Annotated in this window: 20 protein-coding genes and 1 pseudogene; 12 read left to right on the top strand and 9 right to left on the bottom strand. The window is 57.4% G+C overall.

Annotated elements, in window-relative coordinates; all coding sequences use genetic code 11:
- Positions 1-43 precede the first annotated feature (43 nt).
- Positions 44-748 carry a murein L,D-transpeptidase catalytic domain family protein gene (locus ACA064_RS20985; protein WP_497669837.1) on the bottom strand — a complete coding sequence of 235 codons (705 nt, stop codon included), beginning with the start codon at positions 746-748 and terminating at the stop codon, positions 44-46.
- 81 nt (positions 749-829) lie between these two features.
- On the opposite strand from ACA064_RS20985, the gene ACA064_RS20980 reads away from it, so the two are divergent.
- From ACA064_RS20980 to ACA064_RS20970, 3 genes are all read left to right on the top strand, one after another.
- Entirely contained in the window at positions 830-2,593 is a 1,764-nt protein-coding gene (locus tag ACA064_RS20980) for a L,D-transpeptidase family protein (RefSeq protein WP_497669836.1), read from the top strand.
- Positions 2,594-2,767: 174 nt separating this feature from the next.
- Positions 2,768-2,947, top strand: a complete 180-nt coding sequence (locus ACA064_RS20975) for an antitoxin VbhA family protein (protein WP_497669835.1) — start codon at positions 2,768-2,770, stop codon at positions 2,945-2,947.
- On the top strand, positions 2,944-3,588 hold the full coding sequence (locus ACA064_RS20970; protein ID WP_497669834.1) for a Fic/DOC family protein: 645 nt from the start codon (positions 2,944-2,946) through the stop codon (positions 3,586-3,588). The genes ACA064_RS20975 and ACA064_RS20970 overlap by 4 nt, the downstream gene beginning before the upstream one ends.
- A gap of 200 nt (positions 3,589-3,788) precedes the next feature.
- Here the strand turns inward: ACA064_RS20970 and ACA064_RS20965 are convergent, their stop codons facing one another.
- Entirely contained in the window at positions 3,789-3,989 is a 201-nt protein-coding gene (locus ACA064_RS20965) for a hypothetical protein (RefSeq protein WP_497669833.1), read from the bottom strand.
- Between the two features lie 350 nt (positions 3,990-4,339).
- On the opposite strand from ACA064_RS20965, the gene ACA064_RS20960 reads away from it, so the two are divergent.
- Both ACA064_RS20960 and ACA064_RS20955 read left to right on the top strand, forming a co-directional pair.
- Positions 4,340-4,615 (top strand): hypothetical protein, encoded by a 276-nt coding sequence (locus tag ACA064_RS20960; RefSeq protein ID WP_497669832.1) that lies wholly within the window; start codon positions 4,340-4,342, stop codon positions 4,613-4,615.
- Positions 4,616-4,996: 381 nt separating this feature from the next.
- Entirely contained in the window at positions 4,997-5,653 is a 657-nt protein-coding gene (locus tag ACA064_RS20955; RefSeq protein ID WP_497669831.1) for a ribonuclease T2, read from the top strand.
- A 27-nt stretch (positions 5,654-5,680) separates the two neighbouring features.
- Here the strand turns inward: ACA064_RS20955 and ACA064_RS20950 are convergent, their stop codons facing one another.
- Positions 5,681-6,022 carry a hypothetical protein gene (locus ACA064_RS20950; RefSeq protein ID WP_497669830.1) on the bottom strand — a complete coding sequence of 114 codons (342 nt, stop codon included), beginning with the start codon at positions 6,020-6,022 and terminating at the stop codon, positions 5,681-5,683.
- A gap of 189 nt (positions 6,023-6,211) precedes the next feature.
- On the opposite strand from ACA064_RS20950, the gene ACA064_RS20945 reads away from it, so the two are divergent.
- A complete protein-coding gene (locus tag ACA064_RS20945) occupies positions 6,212-6,478 on the top strand; it encodes a DUF1652 domain-containing protein (protein ID WP_497674295.1) in 267 nt (88 codons plus the stop codon).
- A gap of 36 nt (positions 6,479-6,514) precedes the next feature.
- On the opposite strand, the gene ACA064_RS20940 is transcribed toward ACA064_RS20945, so the two are convergent.
- Together ACA064_RS20940 and ACA064_RS20935 are read right to left on the bottom strand one after the other, a co-directional pair.
- The gene (locus ACA064_RS20940) at positions 6,515-6,802 is read right to left on the bottom strand and encodes a hypothetical protein (protein ID WP_497669829.1); all 288 of its coding nucleotides are present in this window, start codon (positions 6,800-6,802) and stop codon (positions 6,515-6,517) included.
- Between the two features lie 74 nt (positions 6,803-6,876).
- Positions 6,877-7,002 (bottom strand): annotated as a pseudogene (locus tag ACA064_RS20935) (DUF4142 domain-containing protein); the annotation flags it as partial.
- Positions 7,003-7,394: 392 nt separating this feature from the next.
- On the opposite strand from ACA064_RS20935, the gene ACA064_RS20930 reads away from it, so the two are divergent.
- Both ACA064_RS20930 and ACA064_RS20925 read left to right on the top strand, forming a co-directional pair.
- A complete protein-coding gene (locus tag ACA064_RS20930) occupies positions 7,395-8,126 on the top strand; it encodes a hypothetical protein (RefSeq protein ID WP_497669828.1) in 732 nt (243 codons plus the stop codon).
- A gap of 124 nt (positions 8,127-8,250) precedes the next feature.
- On the top strand, positions 8,251-9,354 hold the full coding sequence (locus ACA064_RS20925; RefSeq protein WP_497669827.1) for a DUF3616 domain-containing protein: 1,104 nt from the start codon (positions 8,251-8,253) through the stop codon (positions 9,352-9,354).
- Between the two features lie 15 nt (positions 9,355-9,369).
- Here the strand turns inward: ACA064_RS20925 and ACA064_RS20920 are convergent, their stop codons facing one another.
- Positions 9,370-10,050 carry an SOS response-associated peptidase family protein gene (locus ACA064_RS20920; RefSeq protein WP_497674294.1) on the bottom strand — a complete coding sequence of 227 codons (681 nt, stop codon included), beginning with the start codon at positions 10,048-10,050 and terminating at the stop codon, positions 9,370-9,372.
- A gap of 197 nt (positions 10,051-10,247) precedes the next feature.
- On the opposite strand from ACA064_RS20920, the gene ACA064_RS20915 reads away from it, so the two are divergent.
- Positions 10,248-10,877, top strand: a complete 630-nt coding sequence (locus ACA064_RS20915) for a LysE family translocator (RefSeq protein ID WP_497669826.1) — start codon at positions 10,248-10,250, stop codon at positions 10,875-10,877.
- Positions 10,878-10,906: 29 nt separating this feature from the next.
- Here ACA064_RS20915 and ACA064_RS20910 read toward each other — a convergent pair whose 3' ends face one another.
- On the bottom strand, positions 10,907-13,606 hold the full coding sequence (locus tag ACA064_RS20910) for a cation-transporting P-type ATPase (RefSeq protein ID WP_497669825.1): 2,700 nt from the start codon (positions 13,604-13,606) through the stop codon (positions 10,907-10,909).
- Positions 13,607-13,860: 254 nt separating this feature from the next.
- Here ACA064_RS20910 and ACA064_RS20905 point away from each other — a divergent pair, with 254 nt between their 5' ends.
- Both ACA064_RS20905 and ACA064_RS20900 read left to right on the top strand, forming a co-directional pair.
- Positions 13,861-14,655: an exodeoxyribonuclease III gene (locus tag ACA064_RS20905; RefSeq protein ID WP_497669824.1), complete on the top strand. Its 795-nt coding sequence runs from the start codon at positions 13,861-13,863 to the stop codon at positions 14,653-14,655.
- 142 nt (positions 14,656-14,797) lie between these two features.
- On the top strand, positions 14,798-15,631 hold the full coding sequence (locus ACA064_RS20900; protein ID WP_497669823.1) for an arylamine N-acetyltransferase family protein: 834 nt from the start codon (positions 14,798-14,800) through the stop codon (positions 15,629-15,631).
- A 19-nt stretch (positions 15,632-15,650) separates the two neighbouring features.
- On the opposite strand, the gene osmE is transcribed toward ACA064_RS20900, so the two are convergent.
- Together osmE and ACA064_RS20890 are read right to left on the bottom strand one after the other, a co-directional pair.
- The gene (osmE, locus tag ACA064_RS20895) at positions 15,651-16,004 is read right to left on the bottom strand and encodes an osmotically-inducible lipoprotein OsmE (protein ID WP_497669822.1); all 354 of its coding nucleotides are present in this window, start codon (positions 16,002-16,004) and stop codon (positions 15,651-15,653) included.
- A gap of 69 nt (positions 16,005-16,073) precedes the next feature.
- The gene (locus ACA064_RS20890) at positions 16,074-16,598 is read right to left on the bottom strand and encodes a DUF3016 domain-containing protein (RefSeq protein WP_497669821.1); all 525 of its coding nucleotides are present in this window, start codon (positions 16,596-16,598) and stop codon (positions 16,074-16,076) included.
- Positions 16,599-16,833: 235 nt separating this feature from the next.
- Between ACA064_RS20890 and ACA064_RS20885 the strand changes: the two genes are divergently transcribed.
- A complete protein-coding gene (locus tag ACA064_RS20885) occupies positions 16,834-18,378 on the top strand; it encodes a nucleobase:cation symporter-2 family protein (RefSeq protein ID WP_497669820.1) in 1,545 nt (514 codons plus the stop codon).
- Positions 18,379-18,415 lie beyond the last annotated feature (37 nt).

The following is an 18,415-nucleotide window of genomic DNA, read 5'->3' as shown; positions in this document are numbered from 1 at the left end:
AAAATGTGAACGCCAGAACGAAAAAACCATCCATCTCGATTATTTAAAAGCTTGAACCCGGTTTGGACACATCAGCCACAGTAGTCTTGCCGCAGTTTATAAACGAAGACGATTTCAGCCACGCCCGATCAGGATAATAAGAAAACAGTAACTGGCCATCTTTCATCGAGTCGATCAGTTTATGGGCAATGGCAGGGCGCACGGCCGGGCAGCCCAGGCTTCTACCAATTCGGCCGTTCGACCGCGCCAAATCGCGACTGACGTACGGCGCCCCGTGGATGACGATAGCCCGGTCGAATGCACGATCATTGAATCCAGGCTCCAAACCCTCCATGCGCAAGGAATACCCATTTTGGCCGTTATAGCTTGCAGCGGTCCTGTACAAGCCAAGGCTGGTGGCGTTGCTTTCATTCTGGTTGGAAAATTGAACGGCCATGTTTTCGCCGCTGTTGCGACCGTGGGCGACCAGTTCGTGAAAGAGTAATTTGCGCTGTTTCAGGTCAAAAACCCACAGCCGCTGTTCGGTCGAGGGCAGGGAGTAGTCAATCACCGCGAGCCTTTGCGCAGGTACTGCGCCTTGCGCCTGGCTGCACTGAGTAGCACGCACGGCCAGCGCGATAACCTTGGCGTTAGCGTCTGGAGCCGCTTTGACCAGCGCGGCTTCGAGCGAATCGGCGTAGGCTGCTTCCACTGAAATGGACAGCAGAAGCATGGCTTTCATTAAAAAGCCAAAGCGGTCTAGCGGCATGTGCGTATCTCATCGCGAGTTGTTCCAGTCTAGCAGTGTGACGGATGCTAGCCCTTATGTACGGGAAATTAAGGATTATCCATGCGGCAGCTATCGAATTTATCCCTGTTAAGCCGCTTTTTTGTTATTGGACTTCTGATATGCAGCTCGACGACAGCGCAATCTTCGCCGACTTTGCCGATTCCGCCGACAACGCCATCACCCGGCGTCATTGATGTTGCGCCGGACGATCCCGTAGCTCAGGCGATCCAGGCACTTCTCGCCCTGGGGGGCTCAACGGCTACCCCTCTACCGGCCGTTCCACCGCGGCACCAACGAGTAGATGTCAGTCGCGCGGTCGTCGATTTTTACGCTCAACGAAGCTTTCGTGCTGCCTGGACAGAGGATAGCGATGTCGCCCAGCTGTTGAAGCGTCTTAGCGACACTCAGGCCGACGGTCTGGATCCTGCTGATTTTCGTATTGATGAGCTGGCCAAGGCTCAAGTGGCGATGCGCACAGCGCTGCCAACCCCTGCACAACGCGCGACCTTTGATATAGCCGCCACCCAGACTTACATTACGGCGCTGCTGCAGTTGCGGCGCGGCAAAGTTGATCCCTATCGTCTGGAAATCCACTGGAACTTCGACCCGGTCGACGTCGATCCTCGGGAGGACGTCAAAGCCTTCTTCGATTCACTTGAAGCCCACGACGTAGCCCGGGCGTTCGATCAAGCGCCGCCACAGGAAGCGCTTTATGGCACGTTGCGAGAGGGGTTGGCGCGACTGCGCGAGGTTCGGGATGTCGGTGGGTGGCCGCCGATTACTGCGGGACAGGTCCTGAAGCCAGGAACTCTCGATGCCTCAGTCGCGGAGTTGCGCGCCCGTTTGACGGCTGCCGGTTATCTGACCGAGCAAATGACCACCCGGATTGACTACGACGCTAACGTAACGACTGCGGTTAAACGGTTTCAAACCGAGCAATACCTGCCAGTCGACGGTGTCGCGGGAGCGGGGACACTTGCTGCGCTGAATGTACCCATAGAGGCGCGCATAGATCAGGTCCGAGTCAACATGGAGCGGGCGCGTTGGTTGCTGTACAAGCTTCAGGGCACCTTCGTCATCGTCGACATCGCCGGGTACAAAGTCGCGCTTTATCGCGACGGCAAGGCTATCTGGCGTTCTCGGGTACAGGTCGGTAAACCTTTCCGCAGTACTCCGGTATTTCAATCCGAGATTACTTACGTAACCTTCAATCCGACCTGGACAGTGCCCCCGACGATTCTGGTCAAAGACATTCTCCCCAAGATTCGAAAAGATCCGCATTACCTGGACGCCAACCTTATTCGAGCCATTGATAGAGAAGGGAATGTCGTCGACCCTTCGACCATCGATTGGAACAACCCGCGGGGCATTACGCTCCGTCAGGATGCGGGCCCTGACAACTCCCTCGGCCAGGTTGTAATTCGTTTTCCCAACGAGTATGCGATTTATCTCCACGACACCCCTCATCGAGAGTTGTTCGCTCAATCACGCCGCGCCACCAGTTCCGGCTGCATCAGGGTCGAGAACCCGCTGCAGTTGGTGGAACTGTTGTTCAACGATCCGGTTCACTGGAATAGTGCCGCGATTCAGGAACAGTTGGCCAACGGCAAGACAGAAAACATCAGGCTCCCCGTGAAAGTGCCGGTGCTGCTGGCCTATTGGACAGTGGATTTGAAGGAGGACGGGCGAGTGGCGTTTAAACCCGATGTGTACGGGCACGATTTAGCAGTGTTGCGGGCGTTGAATCTGCCTTCGGAACTGCCAGTGCTGGATTTGCCGCGGGCAGGGCTTCCGGCTGTCGTGGCGAGGCAAGACAAGCTGTAGAGGGGAAGGGGACGGGTTTGTTTTTCCAGGCGAGTGCGCTGTCTCGTCCTGAAACAGGTTTACAACTGTTTCACCCCAACGGCCGATATACCGCTTGGAGTTCATGCACCTCGCTTGAACCCCAAGTGTCTTATTGTATAAAGTGAACGCAACCAACCACCCTAGGTGCCCGCCATGCTTATCCGTGAAGCAGCTACCCGTAGCGCAAACGTGGCCCACGTTGAGGCGACCAATAACCTGGAAGGAGCGCGCACCAGCGCCTTTATTTCAAGCAAAATGGCCGAATATCGCGATGGGAAAATTTCCTCTGCGCAGCTGCTTGCTGCGACGAAAGCCCGTTACGGCTGTAAATGACCAGCGATATCACCCACGGTCAGGGTGATGACCACTATTACGTTGGTGGCTATTCGGCTGAAGACGATCCCTACGTCTATCCCAACGGCGTTCTGATTAACCTCCTGAATATCCAGGACACCGCGTCCCTTGGCGAGGCGGAAACTGACTTTGCGTCGGTACGTATCATTCAGCTGCAAGAGAGTCCCATTGACGGCGACTACTCGCTTCAGCACTTGAAGGCCATCCACCAGTTCATTTTCCAGGACATCTATCCCTGGGCAGGTGAGTGCCGCAAAGTTGGCATTGCCAAGAATGAAACGATTTTCCTACCTCACGAGGAAATTGAGACTGCATTCCAAGTGATGTGGCAGCAGCTCTCGCAAACCAACGCTCTGGCGGACCTGAAAGGAGATCTGCAAGGATTCGCCCGTGAAGCCGGGATTGCTCTTGGCCGCATCAATCATATTCACCCATTCAGGGAAGGGAACGGCCGGACCCAACGCGAGTACCTGGACTCGCTGGCTCGGCGGGCTGGTTTTCTGCTGGAGTGGGGCGGAGTGTCTAAGCTTGCGATGAAGGATGCCTGCGTTGAGGCGGAGACTGACCCAGAGTGCAAGGCTCTGGCGAAGCTGATTCGTTTGAGTGCGAAAAAAATCTAGCTGGTCATTCTCACTTCGAAAATGTAACGATGGGGTCGGGGGAAAAGGGGACGATTTTTTCTATGCAAACGCGAAAAAAAAACCTATCCCCAGTTTTCCGTCCTCATTTTTCATTGGCTAATGGGCCCCCAATTTTGTTCTTTCGAACAGGGCTGCATCCGCGCTGCAATAAAGAATGGCTGATGCCCTCAAGGTATCTGTCAGATAACCCTTTTCGCCTCGGCGATAGCCTTCTGCTCAATCTGCGAAAACGTCAGTTCGGAATCAAAGGGGATGGTCACGACGGTCTCTCCCATGAAGACGCCTTCATAGCCATCATCCGGTTCCAGGAGAAGGCGGACCGAGAAGATTTCCGGCTCTAAATCAGCGTTATAACTTACAGACTGGATTCGTATTTTCATTTCAGGCTCCTGTGAATGAGTAGAGGCTACTCCTGAATTCGTGCAAATGATGGCACTTGAAGCATTTCCTTGACCTACGGCAATGGGTGGCTGGCGATGCCGGAAGAAACGTGGTCTGTCGCCTGATTCACTCGCGGCTGGGAGCGCCCATTCACCTCGACGTCAATTTTCGGGACAAATGCTTCGGACGTTTCCTGCAAGCTCTGGCGCCATTCGCAAACTTGCACCCAATCACCCGGCCAGATAACCTTTCCCGGTCGCTGCAAAATCAGCGGCAGGGGTGTGGAAGCCCTTCATGAGATCTAGGCGCACCTAAGTGGTCACGCTCTTTCATCCAATGGAGGTTCCCCATGGCTCGCTACATGCCCATCACCGGCATCGACAACAATTTCCACTCTCTGCTGATCGACACCGAAGCACCCCTCGACGTGCTGCACGATACCGCTGCCTACCGCATCAGCGCTGTAACCCAGTTGCTGGAGAACATCGCCATGCGCGAGGAGATCAGCAGCGACGCGGTGGTCCTGCATGACTTAGCGCGGGTGTTGGCGATCCCTCTTCGCGACGGTTGCGATTTGTTGGATGTCATCGGGCGACGCTTGCAGGCGCAGGTTTCGGCATCGTAAAAAAATGGGCGACCTTGCCCCCCCAGATGTACATCGCACCTGTGGCGAGGGAGCTTGCTCCCGCTCGGCTGCGAAGCGGCCGTAAAACCTGACAATGAGGTGTGCCTGACACAACGATTTTGCAGATTTTAGGGCCGCTTCGCGCCCCCGCGGGAGCAAGCTCCCTCGCCACAGTTGGTCGTCTGACCATCGTTTTTTGTTAACTGACTGGCATTGGGCTGCAGGACCGCCCATTTTCTGGGTAAAAGTGATAAAACAAGCGGCGTTCAACAGCCCTGAGTCAGACAGTTGAAACATCAGTGCGAAAAAGATGTTTTTGCTCTTGGCTGTCAATCAACAAGAATGGGATGGCAGGATGATCCGGTCCCAAGGTGAGGGTAAATGAGAAGACTGTCTGTACTGGGGGCGCTCGTTGCGCTGACGATTTTCAGCGTGGGCATGAGCGATGCCCGGGACGGCAAGCAGCGGGCTGAATCGGTTGCGGGGGTATTTGATTATTATCTGCTGACGCTGTCCTGGTCGCCGACGTTTTGCCTGACCCATCGCGAAAATGAGCAGTGCTCGGGAAAAGGCTACGGCTTTGTGCTCCACGGTCTCTGGCCTCAGTACGCCAAGGGTGGCTGGCCCCAGTCTTGTGCACCACGGGTTCCGTTATCGCCAGCGGAGCGGGCGAGGGGGCTGACGTTGTTTCCAACGCAGAAGCTGCTTGAACATGAGTGGAAAAAGCATGGCACCTGTAGCGGTCTGGGAGCTTCGGGTTATCTGGAATTGGCAGACAAGGCAGTTGGCGCGGTGCGGATCCCGGAGAATCTGCAGCCCTTCAGCACCTCGCATTACTTCGAAGCCCGAGAGATCGCGCGTCTGTTCCGGCAGAGCAATCCAGGCATACCCGCGGATGGTATCGCGATTATCTGTAACGGGCCCGAGCTGTCGGAAGTTCGCGTGTGCATGGGCAAGGACCTGGCATTCGCGGCCTGCGGCAAGGGCGTCAGAAATCAATGCCGGTCTGGGGAGATCCGCGTGCCTCCTGTTCGATAAGTGAGCCAATCACAGCCGCATCGCCGGTTAGTCGGATTGGTTCGCCCGATGAATTGCATGGAGCAAATTCATGTGCCCGGTTGTTTCCAGTTCAACTTTGAAACTGACAAATTCACTCCGGCTCTCTCCGTTGAGCGCCTTATCGTTTGCCACGCACCAATCCTTGAACTCCTGCGGTGTGGAGTAGATTTTCGTCGCGGCATGGCCTTGGCGCGTCACGCTTTCCAGCAGCTTTTTGGCCTTCTTCTGCCATTGAGGGAATGTGTTCGGTAGCTTATCTACGTCTTCAAATATTTCCAGAAACCGGGCGTATTGCTCGGCATCCCTGTACCAGAAAAAACCAATGTGTTTGACGTCGATCTGTTGCATCACAACCCCTTGATGAATGGAAATGGGTGAAGTTTATTTTACTCATCAGTGCCAGGGGTTGACGCAGCGGTTGCGGGAAATTTTTCTGTGCCGCCTGTCAAAGATCGGTTCAAAAAGGTGCAGATTCGTATAGATTTATGGGAGTTCATCCAACAAAAAAAATCACCCTTACCCATGGGACAAAGCCAGATGATCTCCACCCTCGAACTTCGCCACCTCATTGAATCGGCTTTCCTGCCTCTTTCCTGTACCTGCCGGGTCAACCCAGACGGATATCTGAGTGTTCAGATTTTTGATCAACAGTCTGGTCGAGTCGATCTCTTCGTTACGGGAATCTCCACTTCGGAACTGATCAGCAGCAGCGCAATCTGCAACCTCGTTTCGGAACTGCGGGCGGAACTCCAGGCCGGTCGGGACAATCTGCACATCAAGAAGCCAATCAGCATGGCCAGCTGATTTCCCGCAGAACTGACACCTTTGAGCAGCGCCGGATTACTGCATTTCCATCTGCAACAACAGGCTTTGGTCGTCGGCTCGTTTGCTATGTCGGACGATGCCGATGTACTTTTTGCCGTCCAGCAGAACATTCAGGGTATGCGCCTTATGCAGATCGTCCGGTGGTGCCTCGACCAATAGTTCGAACCCGGGTTGGTCCTTCAGGTTCAGAGTGAAAAGCCTGACCTGGCATTCGCAACGTTTCGAAATCGGGCCAAACAGGGTGTCTTGAACATAGTCGATGCAGGCAGTGCCTGTGCCAATCAACGAAGTCGAATTGTCCATGAGGCCTCCTCGGGTGATCCGGCCATTGCAGCCGTTGTAGCGCCAGCTCAATGCACGGGTCAATTGATTTTTTGATCGTCAGGAACCTCGATGGCGAGTTTGCCCGCCAGTGCGGCCAGTTCCTTATTGGCGGCGCTATGGTCCGTGAGCATCTGGTTGGCGAAGGCTTTGACATCAGCCGAGCTGCTTTTTTGCAACGCCCCTGGTCAGTCGTATTCCGGAAATGCCCATGAATGCCACTCCTGCATAAAAAATCCGAGCCACAGAATTACGAAACGTTGCAGCGGCAGGAGTTCAGCGCTTCTTGGATATAAGCAATAAAGGAAAAAGAAATAAAGGCGCAGGTGGACGAATGTATAGGTGCTAATTGTTATTCTTGTTAGTCGCTTTAGTTACATATCTCTCGGGTGATAGTTGTGGGCGTGTAAAAGATTTAACGCTTTTAATGGCCGCCTGCAGTTATCGCTAAAGAGTCTGAATATTATAGGTGGGTAATGTTAATGGCAGCTAGCATCCTATGGCGCGCAGCAGAAGTAGAAATTGGCTACGCGGTAGGTCACTTATGTTCACTCAAGGAAAAGGAAATCCCCACATGGAAAGCATCGCTATCTCAGCAGCCCAGATTAACTGGAACGGCGGACAACGTATAACCCTCACAGCGGGTGATACAGCCACCTGTACAGTACTTAGTCCGGGTCAGCTCTATGGGATCTTTATCTACAACTCCGCTCAAAATGACAATAATGCCAATGTCAATGTGGTCTGGAGCAATAGCCAGGCCCCCTGCACGATCACTGTTCCCGGCACCACGGCCAATGCAGGCCTGGCATCACTGGGTTTTGTCTCTGGCACTGATACTCAAACCATCTCGGTTTCGCTGCCCGTTGCCGCTGGCAACGCACAGGTCGAGGTCTGGCTCGGGAGTGTCGGCATGCCGACCAATACCTCCGGTTTGAATAATAGTGCGCTGCAGGCCAACGGTGAAAAGTATCCGTTCAACAAGTACACTCGCTACTATGCTGTACCCCCGTCGAAGTGGATGAGCCTGTCGATCGCCAGCACCATTACTCAGTTCATTTCGTGCCAGTTCCGCGAGAGTAAGGCGACTGTGTTCGTGGTTAACGAGACCTCCAATGGCCTGCTGCAGAATCAGGTCACGACAATAGGGCCTACGGCCAGTGAGAGCGGGACCGTAGCAATCGTTACTTCGCAGATCCAGAGTATTACCAATAATCTGCAAGGTGATGGTACGCAGTGGGTCTGGTTGGATGCCGACAGCCCGCAGGACTCTCAGAGTGCAAGCATTTCTTTGCAGTCGCTTTGATTTCCTGAGCTGGAAATGAGAGAAGGCCCTACAGTGTGGGCCTTCTTTCATCGCTAACGGCAAGCGAAAACTATAAACAATGTTCTGGGATAGCTGTTGCGCGATTGGAGCTCAAAGGAGGCGTATGAGGACTGTACTGCTGAAATTGAACAGTAGATTTGATTTGAGTGATAAAAAGAAACTCAGAGACGGATTATCGGCCGTGTTGCAGGTCGGTCAGTCGCTTTGGCTTGCCAATGATGAAAGGTTGACCCTGGAGCGTCTTGTTTACCAAGGCCAGACGGCTGCGGGTGAGTTTCTTTATGAAGATCATCAGCAGTTTGCGTTGAATGATTTTCTGCGTCTGTCTGCGCCCCCGACTTCCCCGCAAGATTTCGAAGAAGCAGATATAGAGGGACTTGCCTATGATGAGACCGAGCACTATCTCTGGTTGGTCGGCTCCCATAGCCTCAAGCGCAAGCAACCAGAAGCGCAAAGAGACGGACACAAGAATATCGAACGACTGAGCAAGGTCAGTAGCGACGGGAATCGATATCTGTTGGCCCGGATCCCTGTGGTGGATCAGGACGGCACCATCAGTCTTGTGCGAGAGACCACGGATTTGCAGCGAACGGCCGCACAGTTGCGCGGCGATCAGTCCTGGGACGATCTGACTAAAGCACTGGAGGAAGATGAGCACTTGAAGGGCTTTTTCGCGATTCCAGGCAAAGATAACGGTTTCGATATCGAAGGGTTGGCGGCCGCGGGCAAACGTCTGTTCATTGGTCTGCGAGGGCCGGTATTGAGAGGCTGGGCAATCATTCTTGAAATTGAACCGCAGGTGGAAGAACACGATCCTCATACCCTGAAGTTGGCAGGGATCGGTGAGCGCGGCCGTCCTTATCGCAAGCACTTTATCCAGTTGGGAGGATTGGGAGTTCGCGACTTATGCGTGCACGGATCTGATTTGCTGATTCTTGCCGGCCCGACAATGGATCTCGATGGACCGGTTACGGTCAGTCGCTGGCCAAACGGAGTACAGGCGGCCGGGGAAAGCATGGTGTTCAGCAAGGATCTCACGAAGATTCTGGATGTTCCCTTTGGCCAGGGAGATGATCACGCAGAAGGTATGACACTTTTTTCAACAGCCGACTGCCCTGGACCTTTTCTGCTGATTGTATGTGACGCACCTGCCGACCATCGAAAGCGCAGTGATGGTAGCGTGGAAGCGGACCTTTTTGATCTGTAGCGAGGCTTGGGTAAATCAGCTGATAGGGCGGATCAGTCTTGCCCCCTCATTCCTCACATTGCCCACCGCGAAATCCACCTTGAACCATTCGAACTCCTCGGCGGGTTCGCCCTGGTGCATGAGCATTTGCTCGGCGCGTTCCTTTGGCGTTGCGTGGGTGAGCCATTCCCGGGCCAGTTCGGGAGTTAGTACTACCGGCCGCCGGTCGTGGATGTCGACCATGCCGCCGACACTGTTTGCAGTAATGATTACAAAGCCATCATCGTCCCTCGGTTCTCGGCCGCCGGCGGGATATTGGCCAATGGCGGCACAGAGGATTGGTGCGCGGTCCTTACGCCGGATGAGATAGGGTTGCTTCTTCGAGCCGCCTTCATAAACCCACTCGAACCAGTTGTCGATCGGCGCAATCGCCCGGTGCGGCCAGATCGCATGAAAGAACGGACCATGCATGACCTTCTCGACCCTGGCGTTGATTGGCGGCGGACGGTCGGTTGCCCACTGCGGCCGCCATCCCCAGCGGACAAGGTCGGCATGCAGCAAGTCGCCTTCCAGATGGAGCAGCGCTACCTGGGTCGTCGGCGCAATGTTGTACCGTTCGAGTGGCTGATCACCCACGGTGTTGACCAGCGCGTTGGGCATGCTCAACGCAGCGACGAAATCGTGAATGCCCCGGTACTGAGAAAGCCTTCCGCACATGGGAAAGTCCTCCGGTTGAGCTTTTAGCTTAGCTGAGTCACTGGAACTATAAGAAAAGGCTGGATTTGCCGATTCAACAATCGATGTTTGCGATTTGAGCAAACCGACGATGCCCCACAGCAAGCAGGCCCATGCTTGGGGTAAGCTGCCGGGTGCCTGTTACTTGCTCTTGAATCGCAACGCCCTGGAGTTTTTCAATGGATGCAACCACGCTGTTTCTCTACGTCGCCACGGTCAGCGCAGTGATGATGACGCCTGGGCCCTCCATGCTGTTGGCGTTGAATAACGGTGCTTCCCACGGCATGCGTATTGCGGGTTGCGGTATTGCCGGTGCGGCGCTTTCCGATGTGCTGCTGATTGGCGCGGTGGGCTGCGGGTTGGGGGCGTTGCTGCAGGCGTCCGAGCAGTTGTTTTCGCTGGTGAAGTGGGGTGGGGCGGTCTATCTGTTGTACCTGGCCTGGGTACTGTGGAAGGCGCCGACCCGGGCGTTGGCGCAGCAAGCGTGCGCGAGCACCACCAGCGGGCGTTCGGCATTTATACGTTCATTGTTGGTCGGGCTTTCCAATCCCAAGGGGCTGCTGTTTTTCTCGGCGTTCCTGCCGCAGTTCGTGCGTCCTGATGAGCCGGTGGCGCAGCAGTACGTGGTGCTGGCGTTGGTCAGTGCGGCGATCGACTGCGTGATGATGGCGATCTATGCCGTTGGCGGTCGTCATGCCATGCGCACGTTTTCCGCCCGGCTCATGTTATGGATCAACCGCAGCTGCGCCGGGATGCTGGCGTTGCTGGCGGTGGGGCTGAGTCTTTATCGGCGCAGCGATGTACGTTGAGGGAAGGCGCTCCCTCAACGCGCACATCCTCAGTCTGCCATTCGCCGATTCCCAAACCAACGCACCAGCGCTTTCTCAAGTTCCACCAAGGCACAGGTGAGCAGCGCCGCGAGGCCACACCAGCCCCAGGCTTCCAACGGCATGGAGGCGGTGGCAAACAGTTGCTGCAGCAGCGGCAGTTCGGTGAACAGCAGTTGCAGGAACACGATCAGCAAGGCCATGCCCCAGACCATCGGGTTGTCACGCCAGGCGAAATGCGCCGCGCCGTCGAGTCGCCGACTGCTGAACAGATAGCCTACTTCGCAGGCCACCAGGGCATTGACCGCCAATGCCCGGCTGGCGTCCTGGCTCCAGCCCAGTTCCTGACTGAAATGGAACAGGCCCAGACAGATCACGGTCATCAGGGCGGAAATCATCAATACCCGCCACAGCAGCACATGACTGAGCAACGGCTGGCGGGGATCGCGGGGTGGTCGGCGCATTATCCCGGCTTCGGCGGGCTCGAAGGCCAGTGCCAGGGCCAGGGTGACGGCGGTGATCATATTCACCCAGAGGATCTGCAATGGCGTGATCGGCAATGTCCAGCCCAGGGCAATTGCCGCCAGCAGGATCATCGACTGCCCGCCACTGGTGGGCAGGATGAACAGGATGGATTTCTTCAGGTTGTCGTAGACGGTGCGGCCTTCCTCGATGGCATGGACGATGGTGGCGAAGTTGTCGTCGGCCAGCACCATCTGAGCCGCTTCTTTCGCCACTTCGGTGCCCTTGATGCCCATGGCCACGCCGATGTCGGCGCGCTTCAGTGCCGGTGCGTCGTTGACGCCATCACCGGTCATCGCCACTCGCGCGCCGCTGGCTTGCAGGCCTTCCACCAGGCGTAACTTCTGCGCCGGGTTGGTGCGGGCGAATACATGGGTATCGGTCAGGCGCGCGGCCAGTTGGCTGTCATCGAGCTTGTCCAGCTCGGCCCCGGTCATCGGCGGGCTGCCACCAAGGCCCAGGCGCTCGGCGATGCAGGCCGCGGTGGCGGCATGATCGCCGGTAATCATCTTCACCTGGATACCGGCGCTATGACAGTCAGCGATGGCCTGGATCACCTCGTCGCGCGGCGGGTCGAGCATGCCCACCAGCCCCAGCAGCACATATCCGCCATCAAGGTCGGCGTAGCTTAACTCCTGCTGGGGCTGTGGCAAGGTGCGCAAGGCCAGGCCAAGCATCCGCAGGCCCTGGCCAGCGCCTTGCTCCAGCGCGGCATGCCAGTGGTCCCGATCGAGGGGCTCTTCCTGGCCGTCACACCATTGTCGATTACACACCTCCAGCAAGCGCTCGGGGGCGCCAATCAGGTAGATCAGGCCGTGCCCGGCTTGATGCTGGTGCAGGCTGGCGGTGCAACGGTGTTCGGCACTGAAGGGAATCGCATCCAATCGCGGCAGATTGGCCGCTTCATGCTGCAACTCCAGGCCGAGCTTGCCCGCCAGGGTCAGCAGTGCCGCTTCGGTTGGGTCGCCGCTGATGCACCACTGCTTATCGGCCAGGTTGAGGCTCGCATGGTTGGCCAGCAGACCGGCCCGTGCCAGGTGCTGGATATCCGCCGCATGATCCAGCAGACAGCCATCACCCGCCGCACAGGAGACGCGTCCGTGGGGGGCGTAGCCGATGCCCTCGACCTGATAATGATGAGCCGCGGTGAGAACCTGCTGCACGGTCATTTCGTTGCGGGTGAGGGTGCCGGTCTTGTCCGAGCAAATCACCGTCACCGCCCCCAGGCTCTCCACCGCCGGCATTCGCCGGATGATGGCCTGGCGCCGGGCCATGCGCTGCACACCCAGGGCCAGGATGATGGTCAGTACCGCCGGCAGGCCTTCGGGGATGGCGGCGACGGCCAGACCCACAGCCGCCATCAACATATCCCCTGGCTCATAGCCTCGCAGGCCGACGCCGAAAGCAAAAGTGGCCGCCGCCATCACCAGGATAACCAGGGTCAGTTGGCGGGCAAAGCGCGCCAGGTCGGCCAGTAGCGGTGTTTGCAGCGCGCTGACGTTCCCCAGCATGTGGCTGATGCGACCCAGCTCGGTATCACCCGCGGTGCCGGCCACCACACCGACCGCGCTGCCGGCGCTGACCAGCGTGCCGGAGTAGGCCATGCTCAGCCGGTCGCCCAGGCTGGCATCCGTCTCTACCGGTGCCGTCTGCTTGTCCACGGGCAGCGATTCCCCGGTGAGGGCCGCCTCTTCAACGCGCAGGTCGCGTACTTCGAGCAAGCGCAGATCGGCCGGAACCCGTTCGCCGGCTTCGAGCAGCACAATGTCCCCCGGCACCAGTTCTTCAGCCGACAGGGATAGCACCTCGCCGTCGCGCCGGACCCGGCTGTCGACCACCAGCATGCGCTGGATCGCGCGCATCGCCTGCTCGGCCTTGCCCTCCTGGATAAAACCGACGATGGCATTAATCAGCACGACGCCGAAAATTACTGCGCTGTCCAGCCATTCGCCCAAGGCGAAGGTGACCAGGGAGGAGGCCAGCAACACATAAATCAGCAGGTTGTGGAACTGCAGCGCAAAGCGCTTCAGCGGACCGTTGCCGCGCCCCTGGGGCAGGCGATTGGCGCCATAACGCGCCAGGCGTTCGGCCGCCGCCGCGGCACTCAGCCCGTGTTCGCTGGCATCCAGTTGCCCGAGGCACTGCTCCGGCGTCTGGCTGTGCCAGGTGTTTTGAGTCACCTTGTCCATGTCGACATTCCCGAAATCAGCCTGTCGCAACTATAGAGTTCACTGGATGAAGCCGCGTTGGCCCACGTCAAAGGTTGGACATCTTTGGACTATAAAGGTAGCGGCCAGTCGTTCAGGCTTGGTTGGAGAAGTGTTTCTTCCAATTACACAGGCCTGAAAGCTTAGCGGATGAGAAGCGGGGACCGTTCAAAAACGCAACCACCGCAGCGCCAGCGGGTCACATATCAGACATCCCCTGACGGCGAGCGCTGGCCATGAAGAATCTGCGGATCGCGACGTTCAACATCAACGGCCTCCGTGCCCGACTGCCCAACCTGCTGGAATGGCTGGAGCGCGAGCAACCGGACATTGCCTGTTTGCAGGAGCTCAAGGCCGCGGATAAGGATTTTCCAGTCCTGGACTTCGAGGCGGCAGGATACGGGGCGATCTGGCACGGCCAGTCTTCCTGGAACGGGGTGGCAATTCTGGCTCGCGATGCGCAGCCGCTGGAAAGTCGTCGCGGTTTGCCGGGCGATGATGCGGACCTCCACAGTCGTTACCTGGAGGCAGCGGTGCATGGGGTGTTGGTGGGGTGTCTGTATCTGCCTAACGGCAATCCGCAGCCAGGGCCCAAATTCGATTACAAGCTGGCATGGTTCGAGCGCCTGATCGATTACGCCAAGTTGCTGCAGGACAGTGAGCATCCAGTGGTGCTGGCCGGGGACTACAATGTGGTGCCCACCGATCTGGATATCTACAACCCGCGTTCCTGGCTCAAGGATGCGCTGTTACAACCTGAAAGCCGCGAGTGTTACCAGCGCTTGCTGGCTCAGGGCTGGACCGATTCGGTGCGTAAGCTTTATCCGCAGGACCGCCTCTATACCTTCTGGGATTACTTTCGCCAGCATTGGCAGAAGAACTCGGGTCTGCGTATCGACCATCTGTTGCTCAACCGGGCCCTGAGCCCTTATTTGCACGAGGCCGGGGTCGATGCCTGGGTCAGGAATCAACCCCATGCCAGCGACCATGCGCCATGCTGGATTCGCCTGGCTTCGCGCAAGCGGCGTTAAATGGGATGATTGGTTAAATCCATTGTTGCTTGGAGGTGTTAATGGCTTATATCTATCGCCGATCCGCATAACGTTTCTTTTCCTGATGAGCCGAACCTATGGAAACGGGCGCCCACGACACCTTATGCGCAAGGACTCAATCATGAGCCAGCCTCAACTGCAAAATATCGGACTCTACTTGCAACGCCTGGGTTACGACGCGCCGCCAGCGCCGACCCTGGAAACCCTGCGCGAACTCCAGCTACGTCATACCAGTGTTTTCCCCTTTGAAACGCTGTCGACGATGTTGCAGGTTCCGGTGCCAATCGATCTGGCATCGGTGGAGTGCAAAGTCCTGCACGAAGGGCGGGGCGGCTACTGCTATGAACTCAATAATATGTTCCTGGCGTTGCTGCAACAGCTGGGGTACGAGGCGCGGGGCATTACCGGGCGGGTGGTGATGGGCAGTCCCGAGGACGCGTTGCCCGCACGCACTCACCGCTTGAGTGTGCTGACCCTGGACGGCACTCGCTATATCACTGACGTCGGCTTCGGCGGCATGGTGCCGACGACGCCGCTGCGGCTGGACACCGAAGAACAACAGCAAACGCCCCATGAGCCGTATCGGATAACGCAGGGGGAGGACAGCTACACCCTGCGCGCAAAAGTCGCCGGCGAATGGCGCGCACTCTATGTATTTTATCTGCAGCCGCAGTCGGCGATCGATTACGAGATCGGCAACTGGTACGTCTCGACCCATAAGGACTCGCCGTTCCTTGGACAGTTGATGGTGGCAAGGACGGGGCAGGGGCTGCGTCGAACGCTCAATAACGGCAGTTACGCCCTGCATCGGATGGGGCTTGAAAGCGAACGGCGAGAGCTGACGGACGCTGACGAACTCATCGAACTGCTGCACCGCGAGTTCGGGATTCGGGTTCCGCAACATCCGCAGCTGAGGCAGATCGTTGATCGCTTGATCAACCCGCCAGCCGTTTGAAACGTTTCAGCTGAAGGGCCTAATACCCGCCGCCACTACTTTCTCTGCGTTCTTTATTGGCCTGTTCCCGGACCTCCCAGCCGGCGCAATTGGTAAAACCCCGATGGTCCACCTTGTCGCGTGCATCGAGGCTGATGTGGTAGGCCTGGCGCTGGCCGGCCTGAGACAGCTGGTAGTCGAGACAGGAGCCTGGATTTTCCGTGCGATCGCTCACCGCAACCGGTTGCCCGCCGATGTCGAGCACCTGCTGCTTGCTCATGCCGGTGCTGACCTTGGCGACCAGCGGCTGGTCCCGGTAGATCTGCTCCTGCGGGGAGGAACAGGCGGCCAGAGTGGTCAGGGCAGCGAGTGTCACGAACAGAAGGTTGGACATGGTCAGGCTCCCGGGGTTGCCTGATGCGCCCGTTGCCGATTCAGCTCAGGGTTGCGCGAGCAGGCAGTATCACTTGCTGCCGCTGACATGCTGCCCTTGGAACTCGGTGCGGAACCAGTCGGCGAGCATGGCTTTTTCGGCATAGAGGCGATCACTATTAGCGGCCCGGCCGGGACGCTGCAGATAGAATTTGTCGCTGAGTTGGGCATCGGCCTGGCGGATCGTCTGATCGTTCTGCTTGAGGACGTAGTGCAGTTTCATCGACGGCCAGGTAATGTCGCGCATGAATCGCACCTGGCTGGCATTGATATGCCAAGGCTCGTAGCGACCGGCCAGATCAATGTCGCTGACTTCGATCTGCAACACCTGTCCAGGTTGCAGATAACGTTTGCCAAGCTGCTCGAAAGAGCTGCGCAACTCCTTCATGACGTAATCGTCGGCTCCGGTTTCATAGCCGGTAGTCCTCAGGCTGGCATCCCGAAACGACTCGGGACTCTTGAAGCTGACCTCGACCGAGGTCGTAGCGGCGAACGGTTGCGTCATGCTGCCCATTAACATCAGCAAGACGGCGGTACCAGCGCCTGTTGCGCGCATCACACACCTCCTGACGCGGCTTGAGTGAAGCCGGCATCTGGTATTAAGTTTACCCCTCGGCAAGTTTTCGGCAATTTCAGCCAGGTTCGTGAGACGCGGATTTTCTGGCTAACGCCGCGCGTCGTGGTTGCAATTGTGGTGTTTCGTGTCGCAAAGATTGTATACAAGTAGCTGGACATTTGTTCCGACTGTTGAATACAGTGTGCGCATAACAAAAACCAGAGACCCTCTCACCATGAATACGCCCTCTGTTTCAAAACAACGGCCCGAGGATCAGAAACTCGGGATCGGCGCGAATATGGCTTATGGCCTGCAGCATGTTCTGACCATGTACGGCGGTATCGTCGCGGTGCCGTTGATTGTCGGTCAGGCGGCCGGGCTGGCTCCGGCGGATATCGGTCTGTTGATCGCCGCGTCGCTGTTTGCCGGTGGCCTGGCGACTTTGCTGCAAACCCTCGGTTTACCCTTCTTTGGTTGTCAGTTGCCGCTGGTGCAGGGAGTTTCCTTTGCCGGGGTTGCCACCATGGTGGCGATCGTCGGTAGCGGTGGCAGCGGCGGTATTCCAGCGATATTGGGTGCGGTGATGGCGGCGTCCCTGATCGGGTTGCTGATCACGCCGGTGTTCTCCAGGATCACCAAATTCTTCCCACCGCTGGTGACCGGGATTGTGATCACCACCATCGGCCTGACGCTGATGCCGGTGGCGGCGCGCTGGGCCATGGGCGGCAACAGCCATGCCGCGGATTTCGGCAGCATGTCGAACATTGGCCTGGCGGCCATGACCCTGGTACTGGTGCTGTTGCTGAGCAAGATCGGCAGCGCGACCATTTCGCGCTTGTCGATTCTGTTGGCGATGGTCATCGGCACGTTGATTGCGGTGTTCCTCGGCATGGCCGATTTCTCCCAAGTCACCGAAGGGCCGATGATCGGCTTCCCGACGCCATTCCATTTCGGTATGCCGACCTTCCAGATCGCGGCGATCCTGTCGATGTGTATCGTGATCATGGTGACCCTGGTGGAAACCTCCGCGGACATCCTCGCGGTCGGTGAAATCATCAATACCAAGGTCGACTCCAAGCGTCTGGGCAACGGCCTGCGCGCCGATATGCTGTCGAGCATGTTCGCGCCGATCTTCGGCTCCTTTACCCAGAGTGCCTTTGCGCAGAACGTCGGGCTGGTGGCGGTCACCGGGGTGAAGAGCCGTTACGTGGTGGCTACCGGCGGACTGTTCCTGGTGATCCTCGGCCTGTTGCCGGTGATGGGGCGGGTGATTGCTGCCGTACCGACTTCGGTATTGGGCGGCGCCGGTATCGTCCTGTTTGGCACCGTGGCTGCCAGCGGTATCCGCACCCTGTCCAAGGTCGACTACCGCAACAATATGAACCTGATCATCGTCGCCACTTCCATCGGCTTCGGCATGATCCCGATCGCCGCACCGACCTTCTACGATCAGTTCCCGAGCTGGTTCGAGACCATCTTCCATTCCGGGATCAGCTCGGCGGCAATCATGGCGATTGCACTGAACCTGGCATTCAACCACTTCACCGCCGGCAACTCGGATCAACAGTCGGTATTCGTCGCCGGTACCGAGCGCAGCCTGTGCTTCCAGGATGTCGCGGCGCTGCGTGAAGGTGATTATTTCAGCGATGGCAAACTGCATGACGCTGAAGGTAACGAGATACCGCTGTTGGCTGAGCCTCTGCATGCTTCGGAGGATCATCATCCCCACGATCCAAAGGCCGCGAGCGCGTCGGGTAGTACCCAGGCCAGTAGTGCCTGAGTCCCGTAGGAGCTGCCGCAGACTGCGATTTTTTAGA

The sequence above is a fragment of the Pseudomonas sp. LBUM1658 genome (genome assembly GCF_059716055.1).
This window is presented reverse-complemented; position numbering and strand designations above follow the sequence as displayed.